The sequence below is a fragment of the Rothia kristinae genome (assembly GCF_016028855.1).
GTDB classification, from domain to species: Bacteria; Actinomycetota; Actinomycetes; order Actinomycetales; family Micrococcaceae; genus Rothia; species Rothia kristinae.
On record NZ_CP065738.1, the window covers coordinates 1,455,393 to 1,474,944 of the forward strand.

The following is a 19,552-nucleotide window of genomic DNA, read 5'->3' on the forward strand; positions in this document are numbered from 1 at the left end:
GCCATGTCCACCCCTCTCAAGACCAGGATCGCCGTCCCGCGCAGCTCCGACCGCTCCGTGGACGGGGTGAAGTACAACCGCTCCGGGTCCAAGCGCAACAACTTCGAGATGTACGCGTGGCTGTACATGCGCATCTCCGGGGTGCTGCTGATCGTGCTGATCTTCGGGCACCTGTTCGTCAACCTCATGGTCGGCGACGGCGTGCACGCGATCGACTTCGGCTTCGTCGGCGGCAAGTGGGCCAACCCGTTCTGGCAGGTCTGGGACCTGCTGATGCTGTGGCTGGCGATGCTGCACGGCACCAACGGCGTGCGCGTGATCATCGAGGATTACGCGGAGAAGGACCGCACCCGCTTCTGGCTGAAGACCCTGCTCTTCCTAGCCGCCGGGTTCATCCTGCTGGTGGGCACCCTCGTGATCTTCACGTTCAGCCCCTGCCCGACCGTGGACAACCCGGATCTGCTGCCCTCCTTCTGCCCCGCGCAGTAGGCGCCGCCCTCCGCCGGGCGTGCCGCACAGCGCCCCCGCCCCACCACCGTCTCCCTCCATATAGAAAGAGCATCTGAAGCATGCAGGTTCACAAGTACGATGTGGTCATCGTCGGCGCCGGCGGCGCCGGGATGCGCGCCGCCATCGAAGCCGGCCAGCGCGCCCGCACCGCCGTGCTGACGAAGATCTACCCGACCCGCTCCCACACCGGCGCGGCCCAGGGGGGCATGTGCGCCGCCCTGGCCAACGTCGAGGAAGACAACTGGGAGTGGCACACCTTCGATACCATCAAGGGCGGGGACTACCTCGTGGACCAGGACGCCGCGGAGGTCATGGCCAAGGAGGCCATCGACGCCGTGCTGGACCTGGAGAAGATGGGCCTTCCGTTCAACCGCACCCCCGAGGGGAAGATCGACCAGCGCCGCTTCGGCGGGCACACCCGGGACCATGGGAAGGCGCCCGTGCGCCGGGCCTGCTACGCCGCGGACCGCACCGGGCACATGATCCTGCAGACCCTCTACCAGAACTGCGTCAAGCACAACGTGGAGTTCTTCAACGAGTACTACGTGCTGGACCTGATCATGGTCGAGGTGGACGGGATGAAGCGCCCGGCCGGCGTCGTCTCCTACGACCTCGCCTCCGGGGAGATCCACGTCTTCCAGGCCAAGTCCGTGGTCTTCGCCTCCGGCGGGACCGGCAAGATCTTCAAGACCACCTCCAACGCCCACACCCTGACCGGGGACGGCATGGCCATCGCCTTCCGCAACGGCCTGCCGCTGGAGGACATGGAGTTCGTTCAGTTCCACCCCACCGGCCTGGCAGGGCTCGGCATCCTCGTCTCCGAGGCGGCCCGCGGCGAGGGCGGGATCCTGCGCAACTCCGAGGGCGAGCGCTTCATGGAGCGCTACGCCCCCACCATCAAGGACCTCGCCCCACGCGACATCGTCGCCCGGTCCATGGCCAACGAGGTGCGCGAGGGCCGCGGCTGCGGGCCCAACAAGGACTATGTGCTGCTGGACCTGACCCACCTGGAGCCGGCCCACATCGACGCGAAGCTGCCGGACATCACCGAGTTCGCCCGCACCTACCTGGGCGTGGAGCCCTACACCGAGCCCGTGCCGGTGTTCCCCACCGCCCACTACGCGATGGGCGGGATCCCCACCACCATCGACGCCGAGGTCTACCGCAACTCCGAGGAGACCGTCCCGGGTCTGTACGCCGCCGGGGAGGTGGCCTGCGTGTCCGTGCACGGGTCCAACCGCCTGGGCACCAACTCGCTGCTGGACATCAACGTGTTCGGCAAGCGCGCCGGGATCAAGGCCGCCGAATACGCACTGGAAGCGGACTTCTTGCCCGTGCCCGAGGATGCGACCCGGCGCACCGAGGAGCTGCTGGAGCTGATGCGCAACGGCCACGGCGAGGAGAAGGTCGGCCAGATCCGCCGGGAGCTGCAGGACACCATGGACGCGGACATGCAGGTATTCCGCACCGAGGAGACCATCCACCGCGCCCTGGACAAGATCGCCGAGCTGCAGGACCGCTACACCCGCATCTCCATCCAGGACCAGGGCAAGCGGTTCAACCTGGACCTGCTGGAGGCCGTGGAGCTGGGCTTCCTGCTGGAGCTGGCCAAGGTCATGTCCGTGGCCGCCCTGCACCGCGAGGAGTCCCGCGGCGGGCACTTCCGCGAGGACTTCCCGAACCGCGATGACGAGAAGTTCATGAAGCACTCGATGGCGTACCTGGACACGGAGGCGGAGATGGACCACGTGGCCGGGATCCGCCTGGAGACCAAACCGGTGATCTTCACCCGCTACGAGCCGATGGAGCGCAAGTACTGATGAGCACGCAAGAGAAGGAATACGCGGAGCCGGCCGAGCCGGCCTCGAAGGTCGAGCTCAAGAGCGAGTCCGGCGACGGCGGGGAGATCCCCACCTACGACGTCACCCTGCGGGTGCGCCGCTACAACCCGGAGGTCTCCGAGGAGGCCCACTGGGACGAGTGGACGCTGCAGATGTACGGCACGGACCGCGTGCTGGACGCCCTGCACAAGGTCAAGTGGGAGCTGGACGGCTCGCTGTCCTTCCGCCGCTCCTGCGCCCACGGGGTGTGCGGCTCGGACGCGATGCGCATCAACGGGCGCAACCGCCTGGCCTGCAAGACCCTGCTGAAGGACCTGGACCTGTCCAAGCCGGTCACGGTCGAGGCCATCAAGGGCCTGCCCTGTGAGAAGGATCTCATCGTGGACATGGAGCCGTTCTTCCAGTCCTACCGGGAGATCATGCCGTTCCTGATGAACGAGGGGCACGAGCCGGAGAAGGAGCGCTACCAGTCCCAGGAGGACCGCGCCCGCTTCGACGACACCACCAAGTGCATCCTGTGCGCGGCGTGCACCAGCTCCTGCCCGGTGTTCTGGACGGACGGGCAGTACTTCGGCCCCGCGGCCATCGTCAACGCCCACCGGTTCATCTTCGACTCCCGAGATGACGCCGGGGACCTGCGCCTGGAGATCCTCAACGACAAGGAGGGCGTGTGGCGCTGCCGCACGACCTTCAACTGCACCGAGGCCTGCCCGCGCGGCATCCAGATCACCAAGGCCATCGCCGAGGTCAAGCAGGCGGTGCTGGCCCGGGCCTTCTGAGCCGGACCACCCGCCCGCTTCACGACGCCGCCCGCCCCTTCCGCACCGGGAGGGGCGGGCGGCGTCGTCGTGCCCGGGCGGCCTTCCGGGCGGGGCGGTGCCGCCTCCCGGTCACACGCCGTCACACGGTCACGCCCGCGGCGGGTCGCGTTGGGGTCCTATAGTCGTGACCATGCCAGAACTCCCCGCCGCACCCGCCGAGCAGCCGCCCATCGGCCCCCTCGCCAAGGCCTTCCTGCCCGAGCTCATCGACTTCCGCCGCACCGTGCACCGCAACCCCGAGCTGAGCTTCCGGGAGCACCGCACCACGGACCGGATCATGGCGCGCCTGCAGGCGGCGGGACTGGACCCGGTGCGCCTGGAGCACACCGGCTGCTACGTGGACATCGGCCGGGGCCCGCTGGCCGTGGCCCTGCGCGCGGACATCGACGCCCTGCCCATCCAGGAGGACACCGGGCTGGAGTTCTCCTCCGTCAACGACGGCGTCATGCATGCCTGCGGACACGACATCCACCAGACCGTGATGCTCGGGGCGGCCCTGACCCTGGCCGACGTGGACTCCTCCGCGCCGCTGGCCCGCAGCGTGCGGGTGATTTTCCAGCCGGCCGAGGAGAAGCTGCCCGGCGGCGCCCTGACCGTGATCCGCCAGGGGGTGCTGGAGGGGGTCCCGCGGGCCTTCGCCCTGCACTGCGAGCCCAAGGTGGACGTCGGTCAGGTCGGCACCCGCATCGGGTCCATCACCTCCGCGGCCGACACCATCAAGCTCAGCGTGCGCGGGCGCGGCGGGCACACCTCCCGTCCGCACCTGACCGAGGACCTGATCTTCGCGATGAGCCAGATCGCGATCAACGTGCCCGCGGTGATGTCCCGGAACATCGACGTCCGCTCGGGCGTGCTGGTGGCCTGGGGGCAGATCGAGGCCGGGGTGGCGCCCAACGCGATCCCCGCCCACGGCTACCTCGCTGGGACCATGCGCTGCCTGGACGCGGACGCCTGGTACCGCTCCGGGGACCTGCTGGATCGGGTGGTCGGCCAGGTGGCCGCCCCCTACGGCGTGGAGGTGGACGTGGAGCACATCCGCGGCGTGCCCCCGGTGGTCAACACCGAGACCGAGACGACGATGCTGGAGAACGCCGCCCGGGCCGAGCTGGGGGAGGACTCCGTGGTGCTCGTGGAGCAGTCCATGGGCGGGGAGGACTTCGCCTGGATGCTGCAGGAGGTCCCCGGCTCGATGATGCGCCTGGGCACCCGCACCCCCGGCGGGCGCACCTACGACCTGCATCAGGCCGACTACGTGGCCGATGAGCGGGCCATCGAATACGGGATCCGCGTCATGGCAGCCACCGCCCTGCGGACCATCCAGCACGAGCTGCGCACCCGCTGAGCGCAGGCGCGCGGGCACGGCCGATCTCGCGCGGGGACTACACTGGTGACCCGCACCCCACGTCACGTCCGGCTGTGCCCGGTGTCGCCTCGGTGTCCTCGCGCAGCAGGCGGCCGATCCGGCCGCGACCGTCCGAAAGGCCGTCTCCCATGCCCGTCGTCCCCGCCTGGCCCCGCACAGCCCCGCGCACCCGCCCCGTGCGCGCCGCCGCGCTGCTGGGTACGGCCGCCCTGCTGCTGGCCGGCTGCGCCCCCGCCCCGCCGGAGGACTCGGACATCGCCAGCGACCACGCGGACTACACCGGCTGCATCGTCTCCGACTCCGGCGGCTTCGATGACCGCTCCTTCAACCAGAACTCCTACGAAGGGGTGATGAAGACCAAGGACGACTACGGCATCAAGACCAAGGCCGCCGAATCCCAGGCCGTCACCGACTTCGAGCCCAACATCAACTCGATGCTGCAGGGCGGGTGCAACCTGACCGTGACGATCGGCTTCAACATCGCCGACCAGACCAAAGCCGCCGCTGAAGCCCACCCGGACCGGCACTTCGCGATCGTCGACGACGACTCGATCCAGCTGCCCAACGTCCGCCCCATCATCTACAACACCTCCCAGGCCGCCTACCTCGCCGGATACCTCGCCGCGGGCACCACCAAGACCGGCAAGGTCGCGACCTTCGGCGGCATGGAGATCCCCACCGTCACGATCTTCATGGACGGCTTCGCCCAGGGGGTGGCCCACTACAACCAGGTCCACCACACGGACGTGAAGCTGCTGGGCTGGGACGCCCAGAAGCAGACCGGCAGCTTCACCGGGGACTTCGAGGACACCGGCAAGGGCAAGACCACCGCGCAGAACTTCCTCAACGAGGGCGCCGACATCGTGATGCCCGTGGCCGGGCCCGTGGGCAACGGCGCGGTGGACGCGGTCACCGGATACAACGCGGATGAACCCGAGGCTCCGGCGCGGATCATCTGGGTGGACTCGGACGGCTACGAGACCCTGGCCTCCGGTCAGGAGTACGTGCTCACCTCCGTGATCAAGAAGATGGGCGCGGCCGTGGAGAACGTCTTCGTGGACGACATGGACGACAAGTTCACCAACACCCCCTACGTGGGCACCCTGGAGAACGACGGCGTGGGCCTGGCGCCCTTCCACGACCAGGCCTCCCAGGTTCCGCAGCAGCTGCAGGACGAGCTGGACGAGCTCAAGCAGCAGATCATCGACGGCACCGTGGACGCGGATTCCGCCGCCAGCCCCCAGACCAAGAACTGACACAGACCCGAAGGCCGCACGCACATGAGACTCGAACTGCGCGGGATCACCAAGCGCTTCGGCGCATTCACCGCCAACGACGCCGTGGACCTCACCGTGGAGCCCGGCACCGTCCATTGCCTCCTCGGGGAGAACGGGGCGGGTAAGTCCACGCTGATGAACATCATCTACGGACTGCAGGCCCCCACCGCCGGGCAGATCCGGGTCGACGGGCGCGAGGTCGCCTTCGACGGCCCCGGAGACGCGATGCGCGCCGGGATCGGCATGGTCCACCAGCACTTCATGCTCGTGCCCGTGTTCACGGTCGCGGAGAACGTCGCCCTCGGCTCGGAGGCCACCCGCGGGCCCGCCCTGGACCTGGAGACCACCCGACGCCGCATCCGGGAGATCTCCCGGCGCTACGGCTTCGCGGTGGACCCGGACGCCGTCGTGGAGGACCTGCCCGTCGGGGTGCAGCAGCGGGTGGAGATCATCAAGGCCCTGGTGCGCGACGCCGAGCTGCTGATCCTCGATGAGCCCACCGCGGTGCTGACCCCCGCGGAGACCGACGAGCTGCTGGGGATCATGGCGCAGCTGCGCGCGGACGGGAAGTCCCTGCTGTTCATCTCCCACAAGCTGCGCGAGGTGCGCCAGGTCTCCGACGAGATCACCGTGATCCGCCGCGGGAAGGTCGTGGGCACCGTGGCGCCCACCGCCTCCAGCACGGAGCTGGCCGCGATGATGGTCGGGCACGAGGTGTCCCTGACCGTGGACAAGGAGCCGGCCGGCACCAACGAGCGCCTGCTGCGCGTGCGCGACCTGTCCCTGCGCTCCGAGACCGGGGTGGCCCTGCTGGAGGAGATCGACCTGGACGTGCGCGGCGGGGAGATCCTCGCGATCGCCGGGGTGCAGGGCAACGGCCAGACCGAATTCGCCGAGACCCTCCTGGGGCTGCGGCCCCAGGCCACCGGGTCCGTGGAGCTGGACGGGCGCCAGCTGCTGGGCCGCCGCCCGAAGCGGATCATCCGCGACGGCATCGGCTTCGTGCCCGAGGACCGCGGCCGCGAGGGCCTGGTGGGATCCTTCAGCATCGAGGAGAACCTGGTGCTGAACCAGTACGACACCCCCCGCTTCTCCCGTGGCCCCTGGCTGCGGCGCCGGGCCATCCGGGCTCAGGCCGAGCAGAAGACCGCGGAGTTCGACATCCGCCTGCACTCCGTGGCCGACCCCGTGACCACCCTCTCCGGCGGCAACCAGCAGAAGGTGGTCCTGGCCCGGGAGCTGGCCCGCCCGCTGCGCCTGTTCGTCGCCTCCCAGCCCACCCGCGGCGTGGACGTCGGATCGATCGAGTTCATCCACCGGCGCATCGTCGCCGAGCGCGACGCCGGGACCCCGGTGGTCATCGTCTCCACCGAGCTGGACGAGGTCTACGCGCTCGCGGACCGGATCGCCGTCTTCCACGGCGGGCGGCTGATGGGCGTGGTGGAACCGGACGCCCCGCGCGAGCTCCTGGGCCAGATGATGGCCGGGGCCGACGCCGCGGAGGCCCGACGCCTCGTCGAGCAGGACACCCGCCAGCACGACCTCGCACCGATCACGGAAGGAGAGCGCGCATGAGCGGTCTCGACCCGACCGCCGGCACCACCGCCCCCGCGGGGGCGGGCCCCGGCGGACAGGAGCCCGAGGGGCGCCCGAAGCCGATCACCCCGCCCTGGGCCGAGGCTCCCGCCCCCGAACCACGGCCCACCCTGGCCTACCGCCTGACCTCCTCGCCGCTGGTGCTCTCCGCCGCGGCCCTGGTGCTGTCGCTGATCGTCGGCGGACTGCTCATCATCTTCACCGATCAGCGCACGCTGACCCGGATGAACTACTTCTTCGCCCGACCCTCGGACACCTTCGAGGCCGCCTGGCGGGCCGCCAGCGACGCCTACATCGCCCTGTTCGAGGGAGCGGTGTTCAACCCGCACGGAGCGGACTTCGCGGACAAGATCTTCCCGCTGACCGAGACCCTGACCATCGCGACCCCGCTGATCCTCGCCGGCCTCGGCGTCGCCCTGTCCTTCCGGGCCGGGCTGTTCAACATCGGCGCGCAGGGCCAGATCATCCTCGGCGCGATCCTCGCCGGCTGGATCGGCTTCTCCTGGGAGCTGCCCGCCGGGGTGCACCTGCTGCTGGTGATCCTGGGCGGGGCGCTCGGCGGGGCCCTGTGGGGCGGGCTGGTGGGCCTGCTCAAGGCCCGCACCGGGGCGCACGAGGTCATCCTGTGCATCATGTTCAACTACATCGCGCTGAACCTGGTGCTCTACCTGCTGACCACCCCGGCCTTCCAGCGGGAGGGATCCACCAACCCCATCTCCCCGCAGCTGCCGGACTCGGCCCTGTTCCCGCGCCTGCTCGGGGACTCCTTCCGGCTGCACTGGGGCTTCGTCCTGGCGATCCTCGCGGTGCTGTTCGTGTCCTGGCTGATCGAGCGCTCCACGATCGGGTTCCGCCTGCGCGCCGTCGGGGCCAACCCGAAGGCCGCGCGCACCGCCGGGATCAGCGTGAGCGCCGGATACATCGTCGTCATGCTGCTGTCCGGAGGGCTGGCCGGCCTGGCCGGGGCCACCCAGGTGGCCGGCACGGAGAAGGTGCTCACCGGGGATGTGGCCGCCTCCTTCGGCTTCGACGCGATCACCGTGGCCCTGCTGGGCCGCTCCACCCCGTGGGGCACGTTCTGGGCCGGCCTGCTCTACGGCGGCTTCCGCGCCGGGGGCGTGGCCATGCAGACCAACACCGGCACCAACATCAACATCGTCCTGGTGGTGCAGTCCCTGATCGTGCTGTTCATCGCGGCCCCGCCGCTGGTGCGCGCGATCTTCCGGCTGCCGGATCCGGCCCGCCCCCGCCGGGCGAAGTCCGCCCGTCCCGCCGCCGCGGAAGGAGCGACCCGATGAGCGTCGCAGCGACCCCCACGACCCGCCCCGCCGTCTCCCTGCCGGTGATCCGCCGGTGGCGCCTGGGCGCGACCTTCGCGGTCCTGGCCCTGCTGAGCCTGCTGCTCATCGGCCTCGACCCGGCCTCGGCGACGGTCACCTTCCGCCTCGCGGAGAAGCACGACGCCGTGCGTCTGGCGGACATCGACCTGCCGGCGGTGGCCACCGGCTGGGTGCTGACCGCGCTGATGCTGGTCCTGGCCACCTGGGCCCTGGTGCGGGGGGCGCACGGGGCCAACCCGCCGGTGTGGGCCTCGACCCTGTTCTGGGCCGCCTTCGTCGTGGCCATGCTGGTCTGGGCGGTGTCCCACGCGGACGCCCACTCGCTGTCCCTGCCGGGGCTGCTGGCCGGCTCCCTGGCCCTGTCCGTGCCCCTGATCTTCGGGTCCATGTCCGGTCTGCTGTGCGAACGCAGCGGCGTCGTGAACATCGCGATCGAGGGCCAGCTGCTGTTCGGCGCCTTCGCCGCGGCCGTCGTCGGGACCGTGACGCACTCGGCCTGGGCGGGGCTGGCGGCGGCCATGATCGGGGCGATGCTGGTCTCCCTGATCCTCGCCGTGTTCTCCATCCGGTACCTCGTCAACCAGGTCATCGTCGGCGTGGTCGTCAACGTGCTGGTCTCCGGGCTGACCGGCTTCCTGTACTCCACGGTGCTCTCCCGCCAGGCCACGACCCTGAACTCCCCGGAGCACCTGCCGGACTGGTCCGTGCCCGGGCTCTCGCGCATCCCGGTGATTGGGCCCGTGCTGTTCGACCAGTCGCTGCTGGTGTACGTGATGTTCGGCGTCGTCGCCCTCATCTGGTACGGGCTGAACCGCACCCGGTGGGGGCTGCGCACCCGGGCCGTGGGGGAGCACCCGCAGGCCGCGGACACCCTGGGGGTGAACGTGAACCGGCTGCGCTTCGGCAACGTGCTGCTGGCCGGGGCCGTGGCCGGGATGGGCGGGGCCTTCTTCACGCTGGTCTCGGTCTCCGCGTTCAACAAGGACATGACCGCAGGGCAGGGGTACATCGCCCTGGCCGCGCTGATCTTCGGCCGGTGGCGTCCCGGCGGGGCGCTGTGCGCGGCCCTGCTGTTCGGCTTCGCGACCAACCTGCAGTCGGTGCTCTCCCTGCTGGGCACCACGGTGCCCAGCCAGTTCCTGGCCATGCTGCCGTACGTGGTCACCGTTGCCGCGGTCACGGGGCTGGTGGGGCGCACCCGGGGTCCTGCCGCCTCCGGGCAGCCCTACGTCAAGGAGTGAGCATGGCCGATTCCGAGCAACCGGGCCGGGTGGGGCAGGACGCCGTTGCGGGCACCGAGGTGGGGGCTTGTGTCGGCGACGACCCGGCCTGGCCGGAGCTGCTCGCCGCGGCGCGCGACTGCCTGGAGCGGGCGTACTGCCCCTACTCCGGGTTCCCCGTGGGGGCCGCGGCCCGCACCGAGGACGGGCGGCTGGTGACCGGGGCGAACATCGAGAACGCCGCGTACGGGGTCACGCTGTGCGCGGAGTGCTCCCTGGTCTCCGAGCTGTTCCGCACCGGCGGGGGCCGGCTCGTCCGCTTCGCCTGCGTGGACCGCACCGGCACCCCGATCATGCCGTGCGGGCGCTGCCGCCAGCTGCTGTCCGAACACGCCGCACCGGGCCTGGTGGTGCTCACCCCGCAGGGCGAGCTGCCCATGGCCGAGGTTCTGCCCCAGGCCTTCGGGCCCGGAAACCTCGGGTCCTGACGGTCCCGTCCGCACCCGCCAGAGGAGAGGTCCCATCATGTCCGAGCCCTTCGACGCCGTCGACGTCATCCGCGCCAAGCGCGACGCCGGCCGGCTGAGCACCGAGCAGATCGACTGGGTCATCGACGCCTACACCCGAGGGGCGGTGGCCGAGGAGCAGATGGCCGCCCTGGCGATGGCGGTATACCTGAACGGCCTGGACCCGCAGGAGCTGTCCGCGTGGACCGCGGCGATGATCGCCTCCGGGCGCCGCCTGGACTTCTCCCCGATCCTGCGCTCGCCGGGCAACCCCGACGGGAAGATCGCCACGGCGGACAAGCACTCCACCGGCGGGGTGGGGGATAAGATCACGCTGCCGCTGGCCCCGCTGGTGGCCGTCTACGGGATCGCGGTCCCGCAGCTGTCCGGACGGGGGCTGGGGCACACCGGCGGCACCCTGGACAAGCTCGAGTCGATCCCCGGGTGGCGGGCGCAGGTGGGGCCCGAGCGGCTCCTGGAGATCCTCGGCTCCACCGGGGCGGTGGTGTGCGCGGCCGGGGCGGATCTGGCCCCGGCGGATCGCAAGCTCTACGCCCTGCGGGACGTGACCGGCACGGTCGAGTCGATCCCGCTGATCGCCTCCTCGATCATGTCCAAGAAGATCGCCGAAGGCACGGACTCCCTGGTCCTGGACGTGAAGGTGGGCACCGGGGCGTTCATGAAGACTCCGGAGCGGGCCCGGGAGCTGGCTCGCACCCTCGTGGGGCTGGGGGAGCAGGCCGGGGTGCGCACCACGGCCTTGCTCACCGAGATGTCCGTGCCGCTGGGCCGGGCGGTGGGCAACGCAGTGGAGGTCGAGGAGGCGGTGCAGGTGCTGGCCGGGGGCGGGCCGGACGACGTCGTCGAGCTGACCGTGGCGCTGGCCCGGGAGATGCTCGCGGCCTCCGGGATGCAGGAGGACCCGGCCGAGGCGCTGGCCGACGGGCGGGCGATGGACGTGTGGCGCCGGATGATCCGGGACCAGGGCGGGGACCCTGACGCCGCGCTGCCCGTGGCCCGCCACGAGCACGTCATCACCGCGCCGACCGACGGCGTGCTGACCCGGCTGGACGCCCTGGCCGTGGGCACGGCCTCCTGGCGGCTGGGGGCCGGACGGGCCCGGAAGGAGGACGCGGTGCAGGCCGGGGCAGGGATCCTGCTGCACGCCAAGCCGGGGGAGCGGGTGCGGGCGGGTCAGGCGCTGATGAGCCTGCGCACGGAGGATCCGGAGCGCTTCACCCGAGCCGAACAGGTCCTGGAAGGTTCCTGGGAGATCACCCAGGAAGCACGGGCGGCGGATTCCGCCGGTGTCGAACGGCGCGTGATCCTCGATAGGATTTCGGCAGAATAGAAGACCGAGGACGTGAGCCCCGCCCGTGGCCGTGAGCGGGGTGGTCGATCAACGCCGTCAGGCGTGGAAGTGCAGGTGTGTTGTGGCCTTCAAACTGTTCCGTGGCAGTGCCGAACCCGAGCCGAAGCAGCCCCGGCAGCGCCCTGCCGACGGCGGGGCGGGTGCCGCTCCCGCCACCGGGTCCGAGCCGCGCCCCGAGTCCGGCGGCATCCGGGCGCTGAGCCCCCGGGAGGAGATGCCCGCCGGCGGGGGACTGCCCGAGCTGCTGTCCCTGATGGACCGCTACGGGGTGCGCACCCTGCGCCTGGACCAGCACGGCAACGAGATGACGGCCACCATGGATCCCAGCGAGAAGCCCGAGCGCAAGACCACCGTGGACACCGAGTCCACCTGGTTCGACGCCGTCGCCTCCCTGTACACCGCGGCCCAGTCCGGCCCGCGCGGGCCGTGGCGGCGCGCGGAGATCATGGTCGGCACCACCCGCGACGGCCAGCGGCCGGTGGAGGTCGAGTACACCTACCCGGGCTCGGAGCGCCAGGATCGCTCCGCCTACGTGCAGACCGTCGCGCAGCAGTCGGCCGGCGAGGGCTCCGGGGCGGACGCCGATGCGGCGGCCGAGCCATCCTCCACGTCGTCCTCCGCCGGGGCCGGGTCCGCCGCGGTCGCCGCAGGGTCCGACTCAGCCGCCGGTGCATCCGAGACCGTCGCGTCGGGTGCCGAGGATCGGCCCGCGGAGAAGGCCGAGGTGCTGGGTGTGCCGGCCGCGCAGGAGTCCCGCGACGGCGCGGACGCCGAGACGCCGCGCACCGACGCCGCCGAGTCCGCCGTGTCCGGGTCCGCCCAGACCCCCGCTTCCGTGTCCGATGGCTCTGCGGCCCCCGAGGCCGCCGCGTCCGCCTCCGCCGAGCACGCCGCCGCCGGGGACCCGCAGGAGGCCCGGGAGGTCTCCGAGCAGACCGGGTCCACCGGAGCGGGTGAGGCCGGGGCCGAGCAGCCGGTGCCCGCCGTCGTCCCGGACAGCACCTGGGATGAGGAGCACCAGACCGGGCGCGAGCACCGCGTCGAGGACGCGCTGCCGGAGTCCGCGCCGTCGGTGGCCGAGCACGCCGACGTCGCCCCCTCCTACCACGCCCCCGCCCAGGCCCCGGCCAAGCCCTCGGACACCCGCCTGGCCCCCGGCAACCTGGTGCTCACCGAGGCGCAGGTGGTCTCCCGCCTCACCGACGCCCAGCAGGCGCTGTTCGGCCCGCAGGGCACGGCCCGGGACGTCTCCACCGTGCTGATCCGGGTGCGCGCCCTCGGCTCCTACTACGACGCCCTGACGCACGTGCGCGGCAACGGCCTGTGGGATCAGCGCAGCACCTTCCAGCTGGTTCCGGAGGAGGCCCTGCAGGTGCTGGCCCTGAAGGAGGACTCCTACCAGGAGGGCCAGGGCTCCCCGATCGCGATGATGTTCCGCTTCACCCCGGGCATCCCCCCGGAGGTCTCCTTCGACTACGCGGACGAGGAGCGCTACGTCCAGTACCGGGACCGGCTGCCGGCCCAGCAGTACGTGGAGGAGCTGCGGATGTACCCGCGCACCGGGTCCAACATCCCCGAGCACATGAACGAGGCCCTCACGCAGTGGAGCCTGTGAGCCACCAGCCGACGGCCACGGGAGCGGCCAGCGCGCCGCCCCCGTGGCCGTCGGTGTGTCTGCACGACCACCTCGACGGCGCCCTGCGACCGGGCACCGTCCTTCAGCTGGCCGCGCGGATCGGGCACGAGCTGCCCGCGTCCGACCCGGAATCCCTGGGCCGGTGGTTCCGGGAGGCGGCGGATTCGGGGTCCCTGGAGCGCTACCTCGAGACCTTCGAGCACACCGTCGCGGTGCTGCAGTCGGCCGAGGCGCTGGAGCGGGTGGCCCGCGAGTACGTGCTCGACGCCGCCGCGGACGGGGTGCTCTACGCCGAGGTCCGCTGGGCCCCGCAGCAGCACACCCGGGCCGGACTGGACCCGGATGAGGCCGTGCTGGCCGTGGCTCGCGGCCTGGCCGCCGGCGAACGGGAGGCGGCCGCTCGGGGCGAGTGGATCCGGGTGCGCCAGCTGCTGTGCGCGATGCGCCAGCTGGACGGCGCCGAGCGGGTCGCGGACCTGGCCCTGGCCCACCGCGAGCACGGCGTGGTCGGCTTCGACCTGGCCGGGCCGGAGGCCGGCCACCCGCCGTCGGATCACCGCGAGGCCCTGCAGCGCTGCGCCGAGCACCTGCTGCCGGTCACCCTGCACGCCGGGGAGGCCGCGGGGCCGGAGTCCATCCGCTCGGCCGTCGTCCACGGCCGGGCCCGGCGCCTGGGTCACGGGGTGCGCCTGCTCGCGGACGTCACCCGGGACCCGCAGGCTCTCGCGGACCCGGCCGATCCGGCCTCCGGGCTCGTCCTGGGGGAGCTGGCCGCGGGGATCCGGGACGCCGGGATCGGCCTGGAGGTGTGCCCCTGCTCGAATCTGCAGACCGGGGCGGCCCCGCGGGTGGACGACGTCGGGCGCGACGATCCGGCACCGGCGCGCACCCCGGGGGAGCACCCGGTCGCGCTGCTGCGCGCGCTGGGCTTCGACGTGCTGCTCTCCCCGGACAACCGGCTGATGAGCGGCACCTGGATGGCCCGGGAGCAGCAGCTGCTGACCCACCACCACGGCTGGGGCCGGGAGGAGTTCCGGGAGCTGGCCCTGACCGGCGCCCGCCACGCCTTCCTGCCCGCCGGGCAGCGGGAGCAGCTGGCCGAGCGGATCCGGGAGGCCTACGCCGTCCTGCCGCCCGCCGCGCCCGAGACTGAGACTGCCCCCGGCGGCGCCGCGGAGGAACCCGTCGCGCCGCGGGCGGAACGGGCCTTCGGGGATCTGGTGCGGATCATGCGGCGGCTGCGCTCGGAGCGGGGATGCCCGTGGGATGCCGCCCAGACCCACGCGAGCCTCGTGAAGTACCTCCTGGAGGAGACCCACGAGGTCATCGAGGCCATCGAGTCCCCGCAGCGGCCCGGGGTGGATGCCGCGCTGCTGCGCGAGGAGCTCGGGGATGTGCTGCTGCAGGTGGTCTTCCACGCCCGGATCGCCCAGGAGAGCCCGGAGGAGGCCTTCGACGCCGCGGACGTGGTAGCGGGGCTGAATGCCAAGATGATCCGGCGCCACCCCCACGTGTTCGCCGGGGACGCCGCCCAGGCCTCGGAGGATCTGCCTCCGGCCGACGCCGCTCCGACCGCCCAGGAGCGCGGGGCCGCGTGGGAGGAGCTCAAGCGGCGGGAGAAGCCCGAGCGCACCGGGCCCTTCGACGGCATCCCGCCGAGCCTGCCCGCCCTGGCCCGGGCGGAGAAGATCCTGGGCCGGGCCGCGAAGGCGGGCCTGGATCTCCCGCCGGTCGCGGATCCGCCCGGGCCCGACGCCGGGGCGGCGGACGCCCAGGAGGCCCTGGGCGAGGCCCTGCTGGGGCTGGCCGTGCGGGCCCGGCAGCTGGGGGTGGACCCGGAGGCCGCGCTGCGTGCCGCGGTGCGTCGCTACATGCGCCGGGTCGGCTGAGCCGCGGCGTCGGCCCCGGCCCGTTCGGCCTCCTCCCGAGCCGTCCAGTTGGGTTTCCCTGAAACTCTGTGTGATCGTGTGGGGAATTGGTAGACTCGTGGCAGAGGGCCCTTCGGGGTCCGAGCACTGATCAGCCCATCATCCTTCCCGATTCAAAGGAGAACACCATGGCTATCATCCTGGACGTGCACGCCCGCCAGATCCTGGACTCGCGCGGCAACCCGACCGTCGAGGTCGAGGTCCTGCTGGAGGACGGCTCCGTCGGCCGCGCCGCGGTGCCCTCGGGTGCCTCCACCGGCGAGTTCGAGGCCGTGGAGCGTCGCGACGGCGACAAGCACCTGTACCTCGGCAAGGGCGTCCTGGATGCGGTCAAGGCCGTCGAGGACGAGATCTCCGAGGTCGTCGTCGGCCTGGATGCCGCGGATCAGCGCGTCGTCGACCAGGCGATGCTGGACCTGGACGGCACCGACAACAAGGGCAAGCTCGGCGCCAACGCCATCCTCGGCGTCTCCCTGGCCGTGGCCCACGCCGCCGCCGAGTCCGCCGAGCTGCCGCTGTACAAGTACCTGGGCGGGCCCAACGCCCACGTGCTGCCCGTGCCGATGATGAACATCCTCAACGGCGGCTCCCACGCCGACTCCAACGTGGACATCCAGGAGTTCATGATCGCCCCGATCGGCGCCCCGAGCTTCTCCGAGGCCCTGCGCTACGGCGCCGAGGTCTACCACACGCTGAAGAACGTGCTGAAGGAGCGCGGGCTGTCCACCGGCCTGGGCGATGAGGGCGGCTTCGCCCCCAACCTGGACTCCAACGCCGAGGCCCTGGACCTGATCCTCGAGGCCATCGAGAAGGCCGGCTTCACCCCGGGCAAGGACGTCGCCCTGGCCCTGGACGTGGCCTCCTCCGAGTTCTACGACAAGGACTCCAAGACCTACTCCTTCGAGGGCGAGCAGAAGACCGCCGAGGAGATGTCCGCGTACTACGACCAGCTGGTCGCCAAGTACCCGCTGGTCTCCATCGAGGACCCGCTGGACGAGGACGACTGGGAGGGCTACCGCACCATCACCGAGCACCTCGGTGACAAGGTGCAGATCGTGGGCGATGACTTCTTCGTCACCAACCCGCAGCGCCTGGCCAAGGGCATCGAGATGGACGCCGCCAACGCCCTGCTGGTCAAGGTCAACCAGATCGGCTCCCTGACCGAGACCTTCGACGCCGTGGAGATGGCCCAGACCAACGGCTACCGCTGCATGATCTCCCACCGCTCTGGGGAGACCGAGGACGTGACCATCGCGGACATCGCGGTGGCCACCAACGCCGGGCAGATCAAGTCCGGTGCCCCGGCCCGCTCCGAGCGCGTGGCCAAGTACAACCAGCTGCTGCGCATCGAGGAGGAGCTGGCCGGCGGCGCCCGCTACGCCGGGGCCGCCGCCTTCCCCCGCTTCACCGCGAAGTGATCCGGACCCGCGGCCGATGAGCCGCGGTGTCCGCGCGCGCTGAGCGCGCTGAGAGACGACGCCGCCCGGTGCTCGCCGTCCCCTCGCGATCCGAGGGGCGGCGGCGCTGGGCGGCGTCGTTCTTCGCTAGACTGGGCGGGCGGGTCAGCAGACCCGTGCGGGTCCGGGCCGCTTCCGAGGCCGGGATCCGCAAGGACACCGCCGGCGCGGGCCCCGGTCCGCGCCGACAGGGGAGAGGGGCAGTCCCACGATGAGGAATCCGCTGCGCGGCGCGGCCCGCTGGCTCGGCTACACCCGACCCCCCGCCCGCAGCGCCGCAGCATCCCGCCCGACGGCACCCGACTCGACCGACTCGACGGCGACCCGCCCGACCGGTCCTACGGTCTCCCGCGCGACCCGCCCGGCGGACCCCGAGCAGCCGCCCGAGGTGGAGCTGGTCGAGCAGGAGGACCCCCGGGGCGCGCTGGTCGGCGCCGAGGACTGGTCCGAGCAGGAGGACCGCCATCCCACCCTGGAGCCGGTGGCCGCCCGCTCCTTCTCCGGGCGCACCCTCCTGCTGCTGCTGATCGCGGCCGTGCTCGTGGTGCCTCTGGCTCCCACCGTGCACCGCTACTTCGCCCAGCAGGCCGAGATCCAGTCCCTGCACCGGGACATCGCCGACCTGCAGTCCCAGCAGGCGGATCTGGAAGAGCAGAAGAAGCGCTGGGACTCGGATGACTACGTCCGCCAGCAGGCCCGCGAGCGGCTGATGTACGTGGATCCGGGAGCCACCCCGTACATGGTCATCGGCCAACAGGAGGGCCCGGCCCAGGCCGATGACTCCTCCGCGGAGGCCGCGGCCCAGGGCCACCCCAGCTGGGGGACCAGCCTCTGGGAATCCGTGGCCGGAACCCGCTGACCCCTTGCCGCACCGACCCCAGGAGGCCCTGTTGAGCCCCTCGCCCCAGGACGCACCCTCTCCCGCCTCCACCCCGAACACCGCCTCCGGCGACGTCGAGCCCCGCGAGGCCGAGCACCGCGAGGCCGAGACCGCGCAGGCTCCGGCCGCCGCCGGGGACGAGGTGCGCCCCGGGACCGGCTTCGGCGTCGACGAGACCGCGCTGGAGCCCACCGCCCAGGATCTGCGGGTGCTGACCCGGATGCTGGGCCGCCCGGTGCGCGACGTCGTGGAGATCCCGGCCCGCTGCGTGTGCGGGAACCCTCTGGTGGCCGCGACCGCCCCGCGGCTGTCCGGGGGCAGCCCGTTCCCGACCGTCTTCTACCTGGCCCACCCCGGGGCCACCCAGGCCACCTCCCGGCTGGAGGCCGCCGGGGTCATGGCGCAGATGACCGAGCGGCTGGGCCGGGATGAGCGGCTGGCGGCGGCCTACCGCGCCGCCCACGAGGACTATCTGGCCCGCCGGGAGCGGATCGGGCGTCTGGCCGGCACCGGGGAGGTTCCCGAGATCGAGGGCATCTCCGCCGGGGGCATGCCCGTGCGGGTCAAGTGCCTGCACGCCCTGCTCGGACATACCCTGGCCGTGGGGACCGGCATCAACCCCCTGGGGGATGAGACCCTGGAGGCCGTGGAGCCCTCCTGGTCCCCGCACCGCTGCGCCTGCGATCCCGCCTGGCGCGACCAGGACTGATACGCCCCACCCCTGCCGAAACACCACCGGAAGGACCCGACCATGCGCGTGGGCGCCATCGACTGCGGCACCAACTCCATCCGTCTGCTCATCGCCGACGCCGGCTCCGACGCCCCCGGGTCCGCGCCCCGGCTGCGCGACGTCGTGCGCGAGATGCGCATCGTGCGCCTCGGGGCCGGGGTGGACGCCACCGGCTGGCTCTCGGAGGAGGCCCTTCAGCGCACCTTCGAGGCCGCCGGGGCCTACGCCGAGCAGCTGCGCCGCCACGAGGTGGACCGGGTGCGCATGGTCGCGACCTCCGCGACCCGCGACGCCGGCAACCGGCAGGCCTTCGCCGCGGGGATCCGGGAGCGGCTGGGGATCGAGCCCGAGGTCATCAGCGGGGACGAGGAGGCCCGGCTGTCCTTCGCCGGGGCAGCGGCCGCCGTGCCGCAGGCCGCCGCGCCGCAGGCCGCCGCGGGCCGCAGCCTCGTCGTGGACATCGGGGGAGGGTCCACTGAGTTCGTGCTGGGCGAGGCCGACGGGGTGATCGCCGCCCGGTCCCACGACATCGGCTCCGTGCGCCTGACCGAGCGCTACCTCAGCTCGAATCCGCCCACCGAGGCCCAGCTGCGCCGCCTGGTCGAGGACGTCGACGCCGCGGTGGAGGCCACCCTGGAGACCGTCCCGCTGGACACCGCGACCCGGCTGATCGGGGTGGCCGGGTCCGTGACCACCGTGACCGCCCGGGCCCTGGGCCTGCGGCGCTACGACTCCCAGGCCGTGCACGGGGCCGAACTGGGCATCGAGGAGATCACCGCGGCGGCCGGGGAGCTGACGCGGATGACCCGGGAGCAGCGTTCGGACCTGGAGTACATGCCGGCCGGGCGGGAGGACGTCATCGGCGCGGGGGCGCAGATCTGGGCTCGGATCGCCCAGCGGATCGGGGAGCTGACCGAGGGGCGGATCCGCACCGCGGTGACCTCCGAGCAGGACATCCTCGACGGCATCGCCCTGTCCCTGCTCTCCTGAGCGGCGCGCGCCCCGCGGCCCGAGTTCGCAGGGGGGATGGCATGGGCGCCATCACGGTGGCAGGATGGGGCGGGTGAACCGTCCG

Annotated in this window: 16 protein-coding genes; all 16 read left to right on the forward strand. The window is 72.1% G+C overall.

The genetic code is table 11. The annotated features are described in order from the left end of the window. The first annotated feature begins 3 nt into the window (after positions 1–3). Positions 4–489 (forward strand): succinate dehydrogenase hydrophobic membrane anchor subunit, encoded by a 486-nt coding sequence (locus tag I6G21_RS06400; RefSeq protein ID WP_055684293.1) that lies wholly within the window; start codon positions 4–6, stop codon positions 487–489. An 80-nt stretch (positions 490–569) separates the two neighbouring features. Continuing rightward, a complete protein-coding gene (gene sdhA, locus I6G21_RS06405; protein WP_129357821.1) occupies positions 570–2,330 on the forward strand; it encodes a succinate dehydrogenase flavoprotein subunit in 1,761 nt (586 codons plus the stop codon). Continuing rightward, a complete protein-coding gene (locus I6G21_RS06410; RefSeq protein ID WP_055684295.1) occupies positions 2,330–3,130 on the forward strand; it encodes a succinate dehydrogenase iron-sulfur subunit in 801 nt (266 codons plus the stop codon). Before sdhA ends, I6G21_RS06410 begins: the two co-directional genes overlap by 1 nt. 172 nt (positions 3,131–3,302) lie before the next feature. Further along, complete coding sequence (locus I6G21_RS06415) at positions 3,303–4,514, forward strand: amidohydrolase (RefSeq protein ID WP_129357822.1); 1,212 nt, start codon at positions 3,303–3,305, stop codon at positions 4,512–4,514. A 149-nt stretch (positions 4,515–4,663) separates the two neighbouring features. Beyond that, the gene (locus I6G21_RS06420) at positions 4,664–5,791 is read left to right on the forward strand and encodes a BMP family lipoprotein (RefSeq protein WP_129357823.1); all 1,128 of its coding nucleotides are present in this window, start codon (positions 4,664–4,666) and stop codon (positions 5,789–5,791) included. Between the two features lie 24 nt (positions 5,792–5,815). Next, entirely contained in the window at positions 5,816–7,387 is a 1,572-nt protein-coding gene (locus I6G21_RS06425) for an ABC transporter ATP-binding protein (protein ID WP_129357824.1), read from the forward strand. Further along, complete coding sequence (locus I6G21_RS06430) at positions 7,384–8,706, forward strand: ABC transporter permease (RefSeq protein WP_129357825.1); 1,323 nt, start codon at positions 7,384–7,386, stop codon at positions 8,704–8,706. The genes I6G21_RS06425 and I6G21_RS06430 overlap by 4 nt, the downstream gene beginning before the upstream one ends. Further along, positions 8,703–9,989 (forward strand): ABC transporter permease, encoded by a 1,287-nt coding sequence (locus tag I6G21_RS06435; protein WP_129357826.1) that lies wholly within the window; start codon positions 8,703–8,705, stop codon positions 9,987–9,989. Before I6G21_RS06430 ends, I6G21_RS06435 begins: the two co-directional genes overlap by 4 nt. Positions 9,990–9,991: 2 nt before the next feature. Further along, the gene (locus I6G21_RS06440; protein WP_081046382.1) at positions 9,992–10,456 is read left to right on the forward strand and encodes a cytidine deaminase; all 465 of its coding nucleotides are present in this window, start codon (positions 9,992–9,994) and stop codon (positions 10,454–10,456) included. Between the two features lie 37 nt (positions 10,457–10,493). Continuing rightward, positions 10,494–11,825, forward strand: coding sequence for a thymidine phosphorylase (locus I6G21_RS06445; protein WP_055684298.1), 1,332 nt, complete (start codon positions 10,494–10,496; stop codon positions 11,823–11,825). Positions 11,826–11,907: 82 nt separating this feature from the next. Next, a complete protein-coding gene (locus tag I6G21_RS06450) occupies positions 11,908–13,461 on the forward strand; it encodes a hypothetical protein (protein WP_129357827.1) in 1,554 nt (517 codons plus the stop codon). Continuing rightward, positions 13,458–15,371 carry an adenosine deaminase gene (locus I6G21_RS06455; RefSeq protein ID WP_129357828.1) on the forward strand — a complete coding sequence of 638 codons (1,914 nt, stop codon included), beginning with the start codon at positions 13,458–13,460 and terminating at the stop codon, positions 15,369–15,371. Before I6G21_RS06450 ends, I6G21_RS06455 begins: the two co-directional genes overlap by 4 nt. A gap of 167 nt (positions 15,372–15,538) precedes the next feature. Then, a complete protein-coding gene (eno, locus tag I6G21_RS06460; protein ID WP_129357829.1) occupies positions 15,539–16,828 on the forward strand; it encodes a phosphopyruvate hydratase in 1,290 nt (429 codons plus the stop codon). Between the two features lie 250 nt (positions 16,829–17,078). Beyond that, on the forward strand, positions 17,079–17,726 hold the full coding sequence (locus I6G21_RS06465; RefSeq protein ID WP_129357830.1) for an FtsB family cell division protein: 648 nt from the start codon (positions 17,079–17,081) through the stop codon (positions 17,724–17,726). Between the two features lie 163 nt (positions 17,727–17,889). Continuing rightward, entirely contained in the window at positions 17,890–18,456 is a 567-nt protein-coding gene (locus I6G21_RS06470; RefSeq protein WP_408015187.1) for a DUF501 domain-containing protein, read from the forward strand. 42 nt (positions 18,457–18,498) lie between these two features. After that, entirely contained in the window at positions 18,499–19,467 is a 969-nt protein-coding gene (locus tag I6G21_RS06475; protein ID WP_129357831.1) for a Ppx/GppA phosphatase family protein, read from the forward strand. Positions 19,468–19,552: the final 85 nt, after the last annotated feature.